At 73.9% G+C, this 15986-nt stretch carries 12 protein-coding genes; 5 read left to right on the top strand and 7 right to left on the bottom strand.

Features of this window, described 5'->3' with window-relative positions; all coding sequences use genetic code 11:
- Positions 1-148: 148 nt before the first annotated feature.
- Entirely contained in the window at positions 149-898 is a 750-nt protein-coding gene (locus ABZS71_RS03215) for a DUF3000 domain-containing protein (protein ID WP_355860606.1), read from the bottom strand.
- Positions 899-989: 91 nt separating this feature from the next.
- On the opposite strand from ABZS71_RS03215, the gene hemE reads away from it, so the two are divergent.
- Positions 990-2072, top strand: coding sequence for a uroporphyrinogen decarboxylase (gene hemE, locus ABZS71_RS03210; RefSeq protein ID WP_356207120.1), 1083 nt, complete (start codon positions 990-992; stop codon positions 2070-2072).
- Between the two features lie 66 nt (positions 2073-2138).
- Entirely contained in the window at positions 2139-3671 is a 1533-nt protein-coding gene (locus ABZS71_RS03205) for a hypothetical protein (protein ID WP_355852239.1), read from the top strand.
- Between the two features lie 18 nt (positions 3672-3689).
- On the opposite strand, the gene ABZS71_RS03200 is transcribed toward ABZS71_RS03205, so the two are convergent.
- The 4 genes from ABZS71_RS03200 to ABZS71_RS03185 all read right to left on the bottom strand — a co-directional run bounded on the left by ABZS71_RS03200 (position 3690) and on the right by ABZS71_RS03185 (position 8683).
- Positions 3690-5081 (bottom strand): FAD-dependent oxidoreductase, encoded by a 1392-nt coding sequence (locus ABZS71_RS03200; protein WP_355852242.1) that lies wholly within the window; start codon positions 5079-5081, stop codon positions 3690-3692.
- 47 nt (positions 5082-5128) lie between these two features.
- The gene (locus ABZS71_RS03195) at positions 5129-6580 is read right to left on the bottom strand and encodes an MFS transporter (RefSeq protein WP_356207118.1); all 1452 of its coding nucleotides are present in this window, start codon (positions 6578-6580) and stop codon (positions 5129-5131) included.
- A 112-nt stretch (positions 6581-6692) separates the two neighbouring features.
- The gene (locus tag ABZS71_RS03190; protein WP_355852249.1) at positions 6693-7505 is read right to left on the bottom strand and encodes an IclR family transcriptional regulator; all 813 of its coding nucleotides are present in this window, start codon (positions 7503-7505) and stop codon (positions 6693-6695) included.
- A complete protein-coding gene (locus tag ABZS71_RS03185) occupies positions 7502-8683 on the bottom strand; it encodes a 4-hydroxybenzoate 3-monooxygenase (RefSeq protein ID WP_356207116.1) in 1182 nt (393 codons plus the stop codon). Before ABZS71_RS03185 ends, ABZS71_RS03190 begins: the two co-directional genes overlap by 4 nt.
- A 76-nt stretch (positions 8684-8759) precedes the next feature.
- Here ABZS71_RS03185 and ABZS71_RS03180 point away from each other — a divergent pair, with 76 nt between their 5' ends.
- From ABZS71_RS03180 to hemQ, 3 genes are read left to right on the top strand one after another with little or no spacing between them, the layout of a single operon-like run.
- Entirely contained in the window at positions 8760-11039 is a 2280-nt protein-coding gene (locus ABZS71_RS03180; protein WP_356207533.1) for an IclR family transcriptional regulator C-terminal domain-containing protein, read from the top strand.
- Positions 11036-12478 carry a protoporphyrinogen oxidase gene (gene hemG / locus ABZS71_RS03175; RefSeq protein ID WP_356207113.1) on the top strand — a complete coding sequence of 481 codons (1443 nt, stop codon included), beginning with the start codon at positions 11036-11038 and terminating at the stop codon, positions 12476-12478. Before ABZS71_RS03180 ends, hemG begins: the two co-directional genes overlap by 4 nt.
- Before the next feature lie 23 nt (positions 12479-12501).
- Entirely contained in the window at positions 12502-13218 is a 717-nt protein-coding gene (hemQ, locus tag ABZS71_RS03170; protein ID WP_356207111.1) for a hydrogen peroxide-dependent heme synthase, read from the top strand.
- A 28-nt stretch (positions 13219-13246) separates the two neighbouring features.
- Here the strand turns inward: hemQ and ABZS71_RS03165 are convergent, their stop codons facing one another.
- Both ABZS71_RS03165 and ABZS71_RS03160 read right to left on the bottom strand, forming a co-directional pair.
- Complete coding sequence (locus ABZS71_RS03165; protein ID WP_356207108.1) at positions 13247-15019, bottom strand: alpha/beta hydrolase; 1773 nt, start codon at positions 15017-15019, stop codon at positions 13247-13249.
- Positions 15020-15103: 84 nt separating this feature from the next.
- Positions 15104-15910: a TIGR04222 domain-containing membrane protein gene (locus ABZS71_RS03160; RefSeq protein ID WP_356207105.1), complete on the bottom strand. Its 807-nt coding sequence runs from the start codon at positions 15908-15910 to the stop codon at positions 15104-15106.
- Positions 15911-15986 lie beyond the last annotated feature (76 nt).

The raw sequence follows: 15986 nt of genomic DNA, 5'->3' as shown, positions 1-15986 counted from the left end.
TCCCTTTCGACAGCGGCGCGCCCCTTCGGCTCACTCGCCAGGAGTACCCCAAACCGGATGGGACCCCGAAGGGCCTCCGCGCGCTCTCCCTTTCGACAGCGGCGCGCCCCTTCGGCTCACTCGCCACGGGGGGCGCACAGCAATCTGCTCAGCGCGGCTGGGGTCCGCGTCGCTGGGGCAGCGAGACCACGCCCGCCTCGGCCGCCCCAGCCGGGGGCAGGCCCGCGATCTGACAGAGCAGATCGCACCAGGCGGCCAGATGCGCCGCGGTGTCCGGCACGCCCAGCGGCTCCGGGACCCCCTCGCCCGCCCGCTCCGGTGGCGTCCGGTCGGCGCGCTGGGGCTCGGGGCGGGCCGGCTCGGGGGACGGGTGGTCGGACGGCGTCCAGGAGGCGCGGATCTCGATCCGGGCCGACGGCTCCCGCTCGCCCATCGCGCCGAAGTAGTGCGAACTGGCCCGGGTCACCGTGCCGCTGGGCTCGCCGTACGCGAGGCCGCGCGCCTCCAGCGCGCCGGTCAGCCACGACCAGCACACCTCGGGCAGCAGCGGATCGGCCGCGATCTCCGGCTCCAAGTCGGCGTGGACCAGGGTGACCAGGCGGAAGGTGCCGCGCCAGGCGTCGTGCCCGGCCGGGTCGTGCAGCAGGATCAGCCGTCCCTCCGCCAGCTCCGCGTCGTCGTCGGCGCCGTCCGCGGTGACCACCGCCTCCAGCGCGTACGAGAAGGGCGCGAGCCGCCGCGGCGGCGGGGTCGGATCGAGCTCCACCTCGGGCCGCACGCGCACACCGCGCAGCGCGGCGACCGCGCGCCGGAAGACGGGCGGGGCGTCTTCACCGCCCGCGTCCGTGCCGTCAGCGCCGTCAGCACCGTTCGAGAGGTGTCCTTGAACCGCTGCCATGCCCGGAAGACTAGGCGCAGTGAGGGCCCTGGCCGGGGAGGAACACCCGGGTTGGCGGGTCACTCGTTCGGCCCGTGCGAAGATTTGGGACATGAGCGCCACAGAGCGGCCCTCGGGCCAGCAGCAGACCGGCCGCGCCGCGGCCCGTGCCACAGCCGACTCGGCCTTCATCCGGGCGTGTCGGCGGGAACCGGTGCCCCATACACCGGTGTGGTTCATGCGGCAGGCGGGGCGCTCGCTTCCGGAATACCGCAAGGTCCGCGAGGGCACCGCGATGCTCGAGTCCTGTATGCGGCCCGATCTGGTCACGGAGATCACGTTGCAGCCGGTGCGCCGGCACCGCGTGGACGCGGCGATCTACTTCAGCGACATCGTCGTACCGCTCAAGGCCATCGGCCTCGATCTGGACATCAAGCCGGGCGTCGGCCCCGTCGTCGAGCGGCCGATCCGTACCCGCGCCGATCTCGCGCGGCTGCGTCCGCTCGACCCGGACGATGTGAAGTACGTCACCGAGGCGGTCGGCGCGCTCGTCGGCGAGCTCGGTGCCACCCCGCTCATCGGCTTCGCGGGCGCCCCCTTCACGCTCGCCAGCTATCTCGTCGAGGGCGGCCCCTCGCGCAACCATGAGCACACCAAGGCGCTCATGTACGGGGACCCCGCGCTGTGGGCGGATCTGCTCGACCGGCTCGCGGACATCACCGCCGCCTTTCTCCAGGTGCAGATCGAGGCGGGTGCCTCGGCCGTCCAGCTCTTCGACTCCTGGGTCGGCGCCCTGGCCCCCGCCGACTACCGCCGCAGCGTGCTGCCCGCTTCCGAGAAGGTCTTCAACGCCGTCGCCGGATACGGTGTGCCGCGCATCCACTTCGGCGTCGGCACCGGTGAGTTGCTCGGGCTGCTCGGCGAGGCCGGGGCGGACGTCGTCGGCGTCGACTGGCGGGTGCCGCTGGACGAGGCGGCCCGGCGGGTGGGCCCCGGCAAGGCGCTGCAGGGCAATCTCGACCCCGCCGTGCTCTTCGCGCCGCGCTCGGCCGTGGCGGCCAAGGCGGCCGAGGTGCTGGACGCGGCCCAGGGTCTCGAAGGCCATATCTTCAACCTCGGCCACGGCGTCCTGCCCAGTACCGACCCGGACGCCCTGACCCGCCTCGTGGAGTTCGTGCATACGCGGAGCGCATAACGCGTACCTTCCGTGAAGATCGGAGCCCGGGGGAACCCGCGCGGGCCCCACGGCGTCGTGAGGGGCATGACCGACATGCCCGTCTCCGCGCTGTCAGCATGTGTCCACTTTGTCGACGACTGGGACAGCATCCTCAACGAGAGCTACGGCGGCGACTCGGACGGGGTCGTCCTGGACTGCGCCCGGCGGCTGGCCGCCGACCCCGCGGGCGAGGAGGCGTACGCCTGGACGCTGGGCCTGGTCATGATGGCCACGTACGTCGGCCGGTTCTCCGGGCCGGGCGTCGTGGCGGCCGTCCTGGAGGCGCTGCACGCCACGGACCGGCGGCTGCGCGATCGGCCCTGCGCGCACCGGACGCATCCGTACGAGGGCGATCTGGACGACCGGATCGACCACTTCGTGGACGATCTGCCGCTGCTCACCAACGGGCTGGCCGAGGACGAGGACGCCGAGTGGGAGGACGACGCCACCAAGGAGCAGTGGCTGTGCCCCCGTGACATCGCCGGGTACGCACGGGTCGCCGTGGACATCATCGCCCCCGGAAGCGTCGGCGGCATCCCGCCCCGGCTCCCCGCCCGGGACGCGCGCCGCGCCGAGGATCTGCGCTCCATCGTGTGGGACTACCCGAGCGCGGCCGTCGACCCCGGCCGGGAGCTGTCCGCCTACGCCATGAGCCTGAGCGCGGACCCCACGGGCGAGCAGCGGGCCGGGCTCGTCGTCATCCTGCACGCCGCCTGCTGGTACGCGGCCAGCGGCCGGATCCGGGACAAGCGGGTCCTCGACACCATGATCGACGCCCTGGAGGCCGTGCTGCCCGGTTTCGGCGACGCGTCCTGCCCGCATGGCACCGGTGTCGAAGGGGCCGGGGAGTACGAGCACCCCGAGGTCCGCAAGGACACGGCGGAACAGGCGACCGTGGGCATCCATCTGCTCAGCCCCGGCGGCCGGGGCGTCTACCGGCACTGGCAGCGGGAGGGGCTGGAGACCGCGCCCCTGGAGGCGTGGCTGTGCCCGGCCTTTCTCGCCACGATCGCCCGCGAGGCGCTCGACCATCTGCGGACCGGGCGCGGGCGGCTCTTCGGCATCCGGCACACCGCGTATCTGGACGAGGTGCTCGTGCGCCCCGACGGACGGCTCGACATCGACCGGCTCACCTGCGCCGTGCGCCGGCGCTGCCGGGACGGGCAGGCCGCGGAGGACGCCGGGCTGTGGGCCGCGCGGCGGTTCGCGGCGGGCCCGGCCGATCCGCGCGAGCGGGCCGTCCTGCTGCTGGTCGCCTGCTGGTCGGTGACCTCCGGCGAGGAACCGCCGCCCGAGGCCGTGCACCGGGACCTGCGGGCGATCCTCGGCACGGTCGACGCCGCACCGCTGGGGGAGCCCTGCCCGCACGGGGACGCGCACCCCTGGCAGCAGCTGGCCGAGCTGGTCAGGGGCCGCCATTTCGGATTCCACGAGGATCCGTACGGCGACCACCTCAACCATCTGTACGCGCCGGACGAGTACGACACGCCCGAGCGGCCCTTCGCCCCCGGGGAGTGGAGCTGCCCCCGGCATCTGGCCGAGCGCGCCCGGCTCGCCCTGAGGGGTATCGACGGCTGAGGGCGCCGGCCGGCCCGGTTACCGGTCCTCGGCCGTGCGTACCGCTGCCGCCGCCTTGCGCGCCGCCACCAGCACCGGGTCCCATACCGGAGAGAACGGCGGGGCGTAGCCGAGGTCCAGCGCCGTCATCTGGTCCACTGTCATCCCGGCGGTCAGCGCGACCGCCGCGATGTCCACGCGCTTGCCCGCGCCCTCCCGGCCGACGATCTGTGTGCCGAGCAGCCGCCCGGTACGGTGCTCGGCGAGCATCTTCACCGTCATCGGGCGGGTGCCCGGGTAGTATCCGGCCCGGCTCGTCGACTCGACCGTGACAGTGTGGAACCGCAGCCCCACGGCCGCCGCCTCGGCCTCCAGCAGCCCGGTGCGGGCGATCTCCAGATCGCAGACCTTGCTGACCGCCGTGCCCACGACGCCCGGGAACGTCGCGTAGCCACCGCCGATATGGGAGCCGATGACCTGGCCCTGCTTATTGGCGTGGGTGCCCAGCGGGATATGCCGGGTGAGGCCGGACATCAGATCGAGGACCTCCACACAGTCGCCGCCCGCCCAGATGGTGTCGAAACCGCGCACCCGCATGGCCGTATCGGTCAGCAGCCCGCCCGACTCGCCCAGCGGCAGCCCCGCCTCGCGCGCCAGACCGGTCTCGGGGACCACACCGAGGCCCAGGACGATGACGTCGGCGGGGTATTCGCTGACCTTGGTGGCCACGGCCCGCACCCGGCCGTCCTCGCCGGTCATCACCTCGGTGACCTCCGCGCCGGTCACGGTGTCGATGCCGAGCCCGGTCATCGCCTCGCGCACCAGCCGCCCCATATCGGGGTCGAGCGTGGCCATCGGCTGCTCACCGCGCTCCAGAACGGTGACCTTATAGCCGCGGCGGGTGAGCGCCTCGGCCATCTCCACGCCGATATAGCCGGCCCCGACCACGACGGCCCGCCCCACCCGGGTGGACTCCAGCGTGGCCAGCAGCGCCTGCCCGTCGTCCAGGGTCTGCACACCGTGCACGCCCGGCGCGTCGATACCGGGCAGGTCGGGGCGGCGCGGCCGGGCGCCGGTGGCGATGACGAGGTCGTCGAAGCGGTACCAGCTCTCGCCGTCGCCGCGCGGATCGAGCTCCCGGGCCAGGACCCGCTGCCCGGCGAGGTCGATCTCGGTGACCTCGGTGCGCGTCCGTACGTCGATCCCGCGCCCGCGGTGCGCCTCGGGCGTACGGGCGACCAGGGCATCGGGGCCGTCCACCTCGCCGCCGACCCAGTACGGGATGCCGCAGGCCGAGTACGAGGTGAAGTGGCCGCGCTCGAAGACGAGGATCTCCAGCTCGCTCCGGCTCGCCAGCCTGCGCGCCTGTGACGCGGCGGACATGCCCGCCGCGTCGCCTCCGATGACCACCATCCGCCGCGCCGCCGCCATCGCGTATGCCCCTCCGCCGCCGTATGTCCCGCCGTGTGGGGACAACGCTACGTGCGGGGCGCCTGTTCACGGATCAGGACGTACAGCACCGCGCTGACGAGCATCAGCGCGCCGTCGATGTAGACGGCCTGCGTCCAGCTGCCGTAGTGGTCGAAGAGCGTGCCGCTGAGCGCCGGACTGATCACCGCGCCGATCTCCCCGACCAGGTTGAACAGCCCGAAGGCCGCCCCGCGTTGGGCCGCGTCGACCACATCGCTCAGCAGCGCGTGCGCCATCGGCTGGAGGGCGTTGAAGAACAGGCTCGTGACGAAGAGCAGGACGGACATCACCCAGAGGGAGGGCTTCTCATGGGACTGGAGATAGGCGGCGAAGACCAGCACCAGAACCCCCTGGACCACGGTGAACGCGATCAGCAGCGGCCGCCGCCCCCACCCCCGGTCCTTCGCCCGGTCCGAGAGCCGGCCCCCGGCCGGGAACCCGAGGATGCCCGCGCCCGCGTTGAAGGTGGCCACCAGCGCGGCGTTCTGGAAGGAGCTGTGCGCGGCGTCGGCGACGATCGACACCGACCAGAAGCTGAAGAACCACAGATTCCACATGACCGCGATAAAGGCGAAGCTGAGCAGCAGCACATTGCGGTTGCGGGAGATCGCGCCGAGCCGCGCGCCCCGCCTGGCCAGGATCGTCCCGATGAGAACGAACGCGAGCACGCACTCCAGGACCGCCACGCCCCAGCTCGGCATCCCCGCCCCGTCGGCGATCAGATAGACCGCCATGACGGCGGCGCACAGCACCGCCGAGATCCCCAGCAGCCGCAGCGTGGAGCCGGTGGCCTTGAGCGGGCCGCCGATGCGCCGCATATAGACCGCGGTGGCCCAGCCGAACGCGAGCGTCGCGCCGCCCAGCACCAGGAACGGCATCCGCCAGGCGTCCTCGTGGCCGAAGACCTCCGCGCCCCAGTCGATCAGATAGGGCGCGCTGATGGTCGCGATCGTCAGGCCGATGGCCAGGCCGGTGATCGCGACGCCCATGCCGAGGCTCGTCTTGGCGGGCGGGGTGCGCTGGGCGATGAGCGAGCGGTCGTTGGAGTAGAAGACGCCCTCCCCGAGCCCGGTCAGCACGCGCAGCGCGACAAAGGCGATCAGCCCGGTCACCACCCCGCTGGCCAGGGTCGCCACCCCCGCCCACACCAGCGAGATCGCCAGCATCGTGCGGTGTCCGAAGCGGTCGCCGAGATAGCCGCCGGGGAACTGGGTCAGCATGTAGCCCGCGAAGAAGAGGCTGCCGATGAGGCCGCCGAGCGCGTGCGGATGGCTGGCGGAGCCCAGCATTCCGTGATCGTTGTCGATCAGCCAGGTGACCACCGGTCCGGTGATCGCGCGGTCGGCGTAGGAGAAGAGCCAGCCGCCGAGCAGCATGGCCCACAGGGTGTGGTACGGCTGCCAGCGTCTCGGCCCCGACTCCCGCTCCTGCGTGACGGTGGGTGTGGTCACTTCGGGCATGTCCCCATGTCCCCTTTCGGGCCCGGGAGTCCAGGCTCCGAGCGTGATGTGTGACGGGCGATGTGGCCCATAGAATCTGGCCGGAATCACTCCCCGGCAAGGGGCCTTTCCGTCAACCGGAAGCGTCCGCGACGGAGTCTTGCCCCCAGGCCGCGGCGAGGGTACGGGAGATCCCGTGCGCGGCGACCCGTACGGCCGGGATCAGCCCCGGAGCCTGCCCCTCCGCCACCGGTACGACCACGGACAGCGAGGCCACCACGTCCCCGCGCGGCCCGCGCACCGGTGCCGCGATGGACAGCCCGTCCATGGTGATCTGCCGGTCGCTGACCGCGATCCCGGTGCGCCGCACCTCCGCGAGGGCCGCCCGCAGCCGGGCGGGATCCTGGACCGTCAGCTCCGTGAAGCGGCGCATCGGCCGGGCGCACACCCGCTCGCACAGCCGCGGCGGCCCGTACGCGAGCAGCACCAGCCCGACACCGGTCGCGTGCAGCGGCCAGCGGCTGCCGACCCGGGTGCGGACCTGGACCGCGGAGCGCCCGGAGATCAGCTCGACGTAGACCACTTCCAGCCCGTCGCGCACGGCGAGTTGGACGTTCTCGTGGGTGGCCTCGTACAGGTCCTCCATGAACGGCAGCGCCGCCTCGCGCACCCCGACCCCGCGCGGCGACAACGTCGCCACCTCCCACAGCCGCAGCCCGATGTGGTACGCCCCGGTCGTATCGCGCTCCAGGGCGCCCCAGCGGGTGAGCGAGGCGACCAGCCGGTGCGCGGTGGCCAGCGGAAGCCCGGCGCGGCGGGCGAGGGCGGTGAGGGACAGCGAGCGGTGCGTGGCGTCGAACGCGTCGAGGACCGCCAGCACCCGGCCCGCCACCGAGCGCTCGGCGGCCGGGGGGCGCCGGATGCCCGGCGGGCTCGGTGCCGTCATGAGAGCGGAAGGCCGACGTAGTTCTCGGCGAGCTCGGCGGAGGCGGTGGGGGAGGTGGCGATCCGGTCCAGCTGCGCGAGCTGGAGCCGGTCCTCGAACGGGCTCTGGTCCGGGCGCCGGTGGAGGGTCTCGGTCATGAAGTACGAGAACCGCTCGGCCTGCCACACCCGGCGCAGACAGGTCGCCGAATAGCCGTCCAGCAGCTCGGTGGAGCCGGTCTGGTGATGGTGGGCCAGCGCGCGGGCCAGCGTGACCACGTCGCTGACGGCGAGATTGAGCCCCTTGGCGCCGGTGGGCGGCACGATATGCGCCGCGTCGCCCGCCAGGAACAGCCGGCCGTGGCGCATCGGCTCCTGGACGAAGCTGCGCATCGGGGTGAGCGAGGTGGCGGTGATCGGGCCGCGCTCCAGGGCCCACTCCCCGTCGACCGCGAAGCGGGTGGCCAGCTCGTCCCAGATCCGCTCATCGGACCAGTCGGCGGTGTCCGTGTCGTTCGGCACCTGGAGATAGAGCCGGGAGACCCGCGGTGAGCGCATGCTGTGCAGGGCGAAGCCGCGTTGGTGACGGGCGTAAATCAACTCCTTGCAGGACGGTGGCACATCGGCCAGCACACCGAGCCACGAGTAGGGATAGGCGCGCTCGAAGGTACGGATCCGGTCGGCGGGGACCGTGCGTCGGGCGATGCCGTGGAAGCCATCGCAGCCCGCCACGAAGTCGCAGGTCAGCGTCTGTTCGCGACCCTCGTGGCGGAAGCGGACGACGGGCGCGGCCGAGTCCGGCTTCTCGATGGCCAGCGCCTCGGCCCCGAACAGCAGCGGGGGCCCGGCGGGATCGGCGAGCTGAAGGGCGATCAGATCCTTGACGATCTCGGTCTGGGCGTAGACCGTCACCGACTTGCCGCCGGTGGCGCCGGGGAGGTCGACGCGGTGCGCACGGCCCTCGAAGCGCAGCTCGATGCCGTGGTGGGTGAGCCCCTCGCGATCCAGGCGCTCGCTCGCGCCGCACGCCCGCAGGACGTCGACCGTGCCCTGCTCCAGAATCCCGGCCCGCTGACGCCGCTCGACATACGCCCGGTCCCGGCTCTCCAGCACCACACAGTCGATCCCCGCACGGTGCAGCAGCCGGGCGAGCAGCAGACCGGCGGGCCCGCCGCCGATGATGCCGACGGTCGTGCGCATCAGATCGTCCCCTCGTCGGTGAAGGAATGTATGCCACTTGTTCGCCTGGTGAAACTTCGTTCATAATTGGCTGATGATGAGTCTCGGCCCGGTGCCCCCACCTGTCAATGGCTCCGTCGGCCCCCTTGAGCGGGGTCTGGCCGTGCTGCGCGAACTGGCCCGGCTGGCCGCGCACGAGGGGCGGACGGCCATCCGGCCCGGCGATCTCGTGCGCGGCACCGGGCTCGCCCGGTCCGTCGTCGACCGGGTGGTGGGCACGCTCCAACAGCTCGGATACGTACGGCTCGACGGGCGCGACGTCGGCCTGACGGTGCGGCTGATGGAGCTGGGCAACGCGTATCTGGCGGCGAGCGGTCTGCCGGCCGCGCTCGGCCCGTTCGCGGAGCGGCTGGCCGACGGCCTCGACGAGTCCGTCTCGGTCGCCGTGCCGGACGGCGACGGGGTGCGCTTCGTCGTCCAGGCCACCCGCCGCCGCACCATGTCCCTCGCCTTCCGCATCGGCGATCTGCTCCCCGCCGAACGCTGCGCCCCAGGCGCCCTGTTCGCCACCGAGTGGTCCGCTCCGACGTGGGCGGCCTGGCGGGCCCGTCGCGCCGCCGACCCGCTGGATACGGCCTTCCCGGCCGTGCCGCCCCGCCACCGGGCCGCCGCCGACGCCGACTTCGAGACCCGCGTCAAGGAGGCGGCCCACGACGGATGGGCGCTGGACGACCAGCTGATCGAGCCGGGTCTGGTGGCGGTGTCCGTACCGGTGCGGGACGTCACGGGCCGGATCGCGTGCGCGGTCAACGTGGTCAGCCACACCAGCCGCCATGACGTGGCCTCGCTGCGGGCGGCAGTGCTGGGTCCGCTGTGTGCGGAGGTCCCGGCGATGGAGGCGGCACTGGCCGCCCCGCCCCCGCCGAGGCCGTGGCCGTCGGCGGCGGACGCGGGCGGCGGGCCGTTCGCCGAAGCGTCCGGCCTGCCGCCGGGGCGTCCTTCCGGGCCGGGCCGCGCCGGACAGGATCCGGGGCCGCGCGGGTCGGCGGGGCCCTCCGGCGCGTCCGGCCTGTCCGTCGGGCCGCCGCAGGGGCGGGGCGGCTTGGCCGGGGCATCCGATGGCGTCGCCGGTACACCGGGCGATGTGGTGCCCGGCGCCTCGGCCACCGCGGGAGCCGCGGGCGGGGTGCGGGCCACGGTGGGGGAGGACCCCGCGCGGGTGGCCAAGCGGGAGTTGGGGGCGGGGTTTCTGCAGTCGCTCGCGCGCGGCCTCGCCGTGCTGCGAGCGCTCGGCGCGGCGGGGGGCGGCGCCCCAGGCGAGGCAGGCGCCGCAGGGCGGGCTCAAGGCGAGGCCGGCACGCCGTCGCGGGACCACGACCGAGGTAAGGCAGACGCGGCACGGGACGGCGCCCGAGGCGAGGCCGGCAGGGCGCGAGATGGCCGAGGCGAGGCCTGGGCGGCCGGGGGCAGCGCCCGAGGCGAGGTCCGCGCGGCGCGGGACGGCGCCCCAGGCGAATCCGGCGCGGCGCGGGGGGTGGCTCAAGGCGAGGGCCGCGCGGCGGGGGACCACGAACGAGGCGAGGCCCGCGCGGCGCGGGGCCGCGCGGGGGCCGGGGCGGCGGGGAACGCCGCCGAAGGCGGCCACGGCGGGCTGACGCTCAGCGCCGTCGCCGAGGCGACCGGGCTGCCGCGCGCCACCGCCCGCCGCTCGCTGCTCACCCTGGTCGCGCTGGGGTACGCCGAGGCCGACGGCCGGGCCTTCCGGCCGCTGCCGCGCGTGCTGGAGCTCGGTTACGCCCCCCTCGCGGATCTCACCTTCACCGAGATCGCCCAGCCGCATATGCGCGAACTGGTGCGCACCGTCCAGGAGTCGGCGTCCCTGGCCGTCCTCGACGGCGGCGACATCCGGTATGTCGCGCGCGTTCCCACCGTCCGCATCATGAGCGTCAACATCACCATCGGCACCCGCTTCCCCGCCTACGCGACCTCCATGGGCCGGGTGCTGCTCGCGGGCCTGGACGCCGACGCCCGCGCCGCCTCGATGGCGGGCCTCCAACCCGAGCCGCTGACCCGCCGCACCGTGACCTCGGTGCCCGAGCTCGTGCGCGTGGTGGAGCGGGCGGCGGCCGACGGGTACGCGCTGGTCGACGAGGAGTTGGAGGAGGGGCTGCGGTCGCTCGCCGTGCCCGTGCGGGACGCGGACGGGCGGGTGGTGGCCGCGCTCAACCTCGCCACCCACGCGGGCCGGGGCACCGCCGAGAGCGCCCGCCACGACCTCCTCCCGGCGCTGCGCGCGACCGCCGCCCGGATCGAGGCCGACCTGGCCACGGCCTCTGCGCACCACCCTCTCGGGGCGGGTGAGAGAGTGGGGGCATGAGCGCAGCGACCACCCCGCGGACGGGGCGTACCGGCCATGTCGTGGTCATCGGCGGCGGGATCTCGGGTCTCACGGCCGCGCACCGGTTGCTGGCGGGCGGGGCGCGGGTGACCGTGCTGGAGGCGTCGGGGCGGCTCGGCGGCAAGCTGTACGCGGGCGAGATCGAGGGCGTACCGGTGGACCTGGGGGCCGAGTCGATGCTCGCCCGCCGTCCCGAGGCGGTGGAGCTGGCGCGCGCCGTCGGCCTCGGCGAGCGGCTGCAGCCGCCCGCGACTGCGACCGCCTCGCTGTGGACGCGCGGCGGTCTGCGCCCGATGCCCAAGGGCCATGTGATGGGCGTGCCCGGCGATCCGGCGCCGCTCGCCGCCTCCGGGGTGATCTCGGACGACGGGCTCGCGCGCATCGCCCGCGACGCGGAGCTGCCGCCCACCGAGGTCGGCGAGGACGTGGCGCTCGGCGAGTACATCGCGGCGCGGCTCGGCCGCGAGGTCGTGGACCGGCTCGTCGAACCGCTGCTGGGCGGGGTGTACGCGGGTGATGTGTACCGGACCTCGATGCGGGCGTCGGTCCCCACCCTCTTCGAGCTGGCCCGCTCGAACCGTCCGCTGACCGAGGGCGTACGGGAGCTGGCCGAGCGGGCCGCGCGGCGGCAGGACGGCCCGGTGTTCATGGGCATCGACGGCGGGATCGGGCGGCTGCCGCCGGCGGTCGCCGACGCCGTACGGGCGGCGGGCGGCGAGATCCGCACCGAGGCGCCCGTACGGGAGCTGCGGCGGACCGCCGACGGCTGGATCGTCGCCACGGGCGGACCGGGCGGCGGGGTGCTGGAGGCCGACGCGGTGGTGCTGGCGGCCCCGGCGCCGGCCGCCGCCCGCCTGCTGGCCGCCGACTCCCCGGCCGCGTCCGCCGAGCTGGCCACCGTCGACTACGCCTCCATGGCGCTGGTCACCATGGCCTTCCGCCGGGCCGACGTGGCCTCGCTCGCCGAGGGCAGCGGCTTTCTGGTCCCGCCCGTCGACGGCCATACGATCAAGGCGGCGACCTTCTCCAGCCGTAAATGGGGCTGGCTCAGGGACGCCGACCCCGATCTCTTTGTGCTGCGTACCTCGATCGGGCGGTTTGAGGACGATGACGACCTGAGGCGCGACGACGCCGATCTGGTAAGGATGTCGCTCGCCGATCTCGGCGAAGCCGTCGGTCTTGCGGCCACGCCCGTCGCGACCCGGGTGACCCGCTGGGACGGCGGGCTGCCGCAGTACCCCGTCGGCCATCTCGACCGGGTCGCCCGTATCCGCGCCGAGGTCGTGAAGGTGCCGGGGCTGCGGGTGTGCGGCGCGGTGTACGACGGCGTGGGCATCCCCGCCTGTATCGCGAGCGCCCATCAGGCCGCCGACGAGCTGCTGGAACTCCTCACCGCCACCCTGGGGCGGGGCGCCTGACCCGGAGAGCGAGAATAGGGAGCATGACTGCTGCTCCTGAGAAGACTCCGCACGCCGGCAAGAAGGCCAAGGACCTCAACGAGGTCATCCGCTACACCCTGTGGTCGGTGTTCCGGCTGCGCGATGTGCTGCCGGAGGACCGCACCGGCTACGCCGACGAGGTCGAGGAGCTCTTCGCTCAGCTCGCCGCCAAGGACGTCACGGTGCGCGGCACCTACGACCTGTCCGGGCTGCGCGCCGACGCGGACGTCATGATCTGGTGGCACTCGGAGACCTCCGACGCGCTGCAGGAGGCGTACAACCTCTTCCGCCGCACCCGGCTGGGGCGGTCCCTGGAGCCGGTGTGGTCGAACATGGCGCTGCACCGCCCGGCCGAGTTCAACAAGTCGCACATCCCGGCGTTCCTCGCGGACGAGCACGCGCGCGACTACGTCAGCGTGTACCCGTTCGTGCGCTCCTACGACTGGTATCTGCTGCCCGACGAGGACCGCCGGCGGATGCTCGCGGACCACGGCAAGATGGCGCGCGGCTACCCGGATGTGCGCGCCAACACGGTCGCGTCCTTCTCGCTCGGCGACTACGAGTGGATCCTCGCCTTCGAGGCGGACGAGCTGCACCGGATCGTCGACCTCATGCGCCATCTGCGCGCGTCCGAGGCACGCCGGCATGTGCGCGAGGAGGTGCCGTTCTTCACCGGGCGGCGCAAGGCGGTCTCCGAGCTGGTGGCCGGTCTGGCCTGACGGCCTGACGGCTGTACGTACGGGGGCCCTACGGCGTCCCGGGGACCGAGGCCGGCTGCTTGCCGGACTCGGGCAGCGGGGCCGGTTCCGGAAGCGGTTCCGGCTCCGCGCGCGGGGCGCAGGAGGCGGTCCGGCCCGGGGTCTTCCCGGTCAGCAGATAGGTGTCGACGTAGCGGTTCACGCATGCGTTCGACCCGCCCCACAGGCCGTGTGTGCCCGCCTTCCGCTCGGTCACCAGCGAGGAGCCGGGCAGTCTGCGCCACAGCTCCTTCGCCCCCGCGTACGGCGTGGCCGCGTCCCGTTCGGCCGCCAGCAGGAGTACGGGCGGCAGCGTGCCGCGCCGCGGCCCGGTGCCGATGCCGACCTCCACGGGGTAGTCGTGGCGCAGCGGCCAGAAGGCGCACGGCAGGTTCATCGCCACGTTGTCCCAGGTCTCGAAGGGGGCGCGGCGGGCGAGGGCGGTGTTGTCGCGGTCCCAGGTGGCCCAGGTGCGCGGCCAGGGCGCGTCATTGCACTCCACGGCGGTGTAGACGGCGTTCCCGTTCTCGTCGGACGCGGCGTCCGCCGGGTCGGGCGCGGCCAGCGCGATCAGGCGGTCGGGGTCGCCGCGCAGATAGTCGGCGAGGGCGCGTGCGCTCGGATCCCAGTAGGCGTCGTTGTAGCCGGTCCTCAGGAACGCGTTCTGGAACCGGGCGGTGCCGACGACGCCGCCCGCGGGCGTACGCTCCAGCCGCAGCCGGGCCTTCTCGTACGAGGCGAGCACCCGGTCGGCGGTGTCGCCGAGGTGGTAGACGGCGTCGTGCCGGGCCACCCAGCCGCGCCAGTCCCGCCAGCGCCGCTCGAAGGCGAGCGACTGGTCGAGGTTGTCGCGGTACCAGATCTGCCAGGGGTCGGGGTTGACCACGCTGTCGAAGACCATCCGGCGCACATGCCGGGGGAAGAGCGTGGCATAGACGGCACCGTAGTACGTGCCGTACGAGGCGCCCATGAAGCTGAGCCGCTTCTCGCCGAGCGCGGCGCGCAGCACGTCGAGATCGCGGGCGTTGTTGAGCGTGGTGAAGTGCGCGAGGCGCGCCCCCGCGCGGCGTACGCAGCCCCGCACGTAGGCGCGCGCCCGCGTCACCAGCTTCCGCTTGAAGGCGGCGGTGGGGGAGGCCGGGAAGTTGGCCGGCGCCTGGGCGAAGGCCGTCGGCTTCTGACAGGACAGCGGTGCGGAGCGGCCCACTCCGCGGGGCGCGTAGCCCACGAAGTCGTACGCCGCTGCCGTGCGGTGGAAGGCGGTATCGGCCGCGTACTCGGGGAACGCCATACCGGAGGCGCCGGGGCCACCGGGGTTGTAGACCAGCGCGCCCTGGCGCCTGGCCTTGGGGCCGGTGGCCCGGATCCGGCTGACGGTGAGGGAGATCCGCTTGCCGTTCGGGTGGGCGTAGTCGAGCGGTACGGAGACGGTCCCGCAGGTGACGGGGGCGGCCAGATGCTCGGCGCGCGGGCAGCGGCGGAAGGCGATGCCGCGGGCGGCCGCGCGCCGGGCGGCGAGCGTCACCCCGCGGGCCTCGGCGGCCCCGCCGCCGGGGGGCGTGGCGGCCAGCGCGGTGGACGCGGGTGAGCGGGACCAGGCGGCGGGGCCGGCGGTGGCGGTGGGCGCGCTTCTCGGGGCGGCGGTGGCGCTCGTGGTGGCCACGACGGGGCCCGGAGCGAGCGCGGCGAGCGGTCTGCCGGTGGCGGGGGTCGCGAGCAGCGTGGTCATGGCCACGGACAGGACCAGCGGCCCGAGGATGCCGTACAGCACTGCTGCTCTCACTGACCAACCCTTCGTGCATTGCGCAATAAAGGGATATTTGGCGCGGTGGTTGGCCATGTAAAGCACCGCGCGGCGGTGTCGGGGTCAATGACCCCAATGCGCCTTCAGCGCGGCGCGCAGCGCCGGGTCGGGGAGGGCCGCGGTGCCATGGACCGCGACCGCGGTGAGCAGCTCGCCGTCCTCGCGCCCGTCGTCGGCCCCGCCGCCGGCACGCTGGACGACGGTCCGCCGCGGTAGCACATCGATCCGGCCCAGCAACCGCTGCCCGGCGGGCGACGCCCAGCGCGAGTACGGATGCGCCTCCACCCGGGCGATCAGCAGACAGCTCGCGGTCAGCAGCAGCGGCAGCGCGAACCACGCCGCCACCGGCCCCCGGCCCGCCGCGGGCGGCACCAGCAGCAGCGCTGCCACCCCCGTCAGCAGCGCCAGGACGCACGCGGCCCGTACCTGCCGTACCGCCGCCCCCACATTCGTACGCGCCGAGGCGGACACCGCGAGCCCCGCTGCCTCCAGCCGGCCGGCCAGTGCCCGTACCGGGTCGGCGGCGGCGAGCGCGGCCCGCACCGGCGGTAGGGGGGACTGACCCTCCGGGCCTATCGCGGTGATCACGGACCGCTCCAGCGCGTCCCGGCCCTCCGGGTCCACGACCGTGACCCAGCCGGTCCGCGCGAGCAGCAGACGGCGCTCGCGGTACATCGTGACCAGGGCCAGATCGCCGACCCGGCCGGGACCGCCGGCCAGGAACGCGGCCTCGTACAGGCTCAGGCCCTTCCCGCTCGCCGCCGGATCAGGGTCCATCGGCTGGGCGGCGGCGACCGCGGCCAGGCACAGACGCGTGCAGCTGACGACCGCCGCGCCCCATGCGACGAGCAGGAACAAGAGCCACAGCATGGCCGAGTTGTACTGGACCGGACCGGTACCGCGCCATGGTTTTCGCGATATGGACGACTCGAGTGGGGATGCGGCG

Source organism: Streptomyces sp. NPDC005393 (genome assembly GCF_040606675.1).
Lineage (GTDB): Bacteria > Actinomycetota > Actinomycetes > Streptomycetales > Streptomycetaceae > Streptomyces.
The sequence above is the reverse complement of the archived record's forward strand: the minus strand, read 5'-3'. Positions and strand labels throughout refer to the sequence as shown.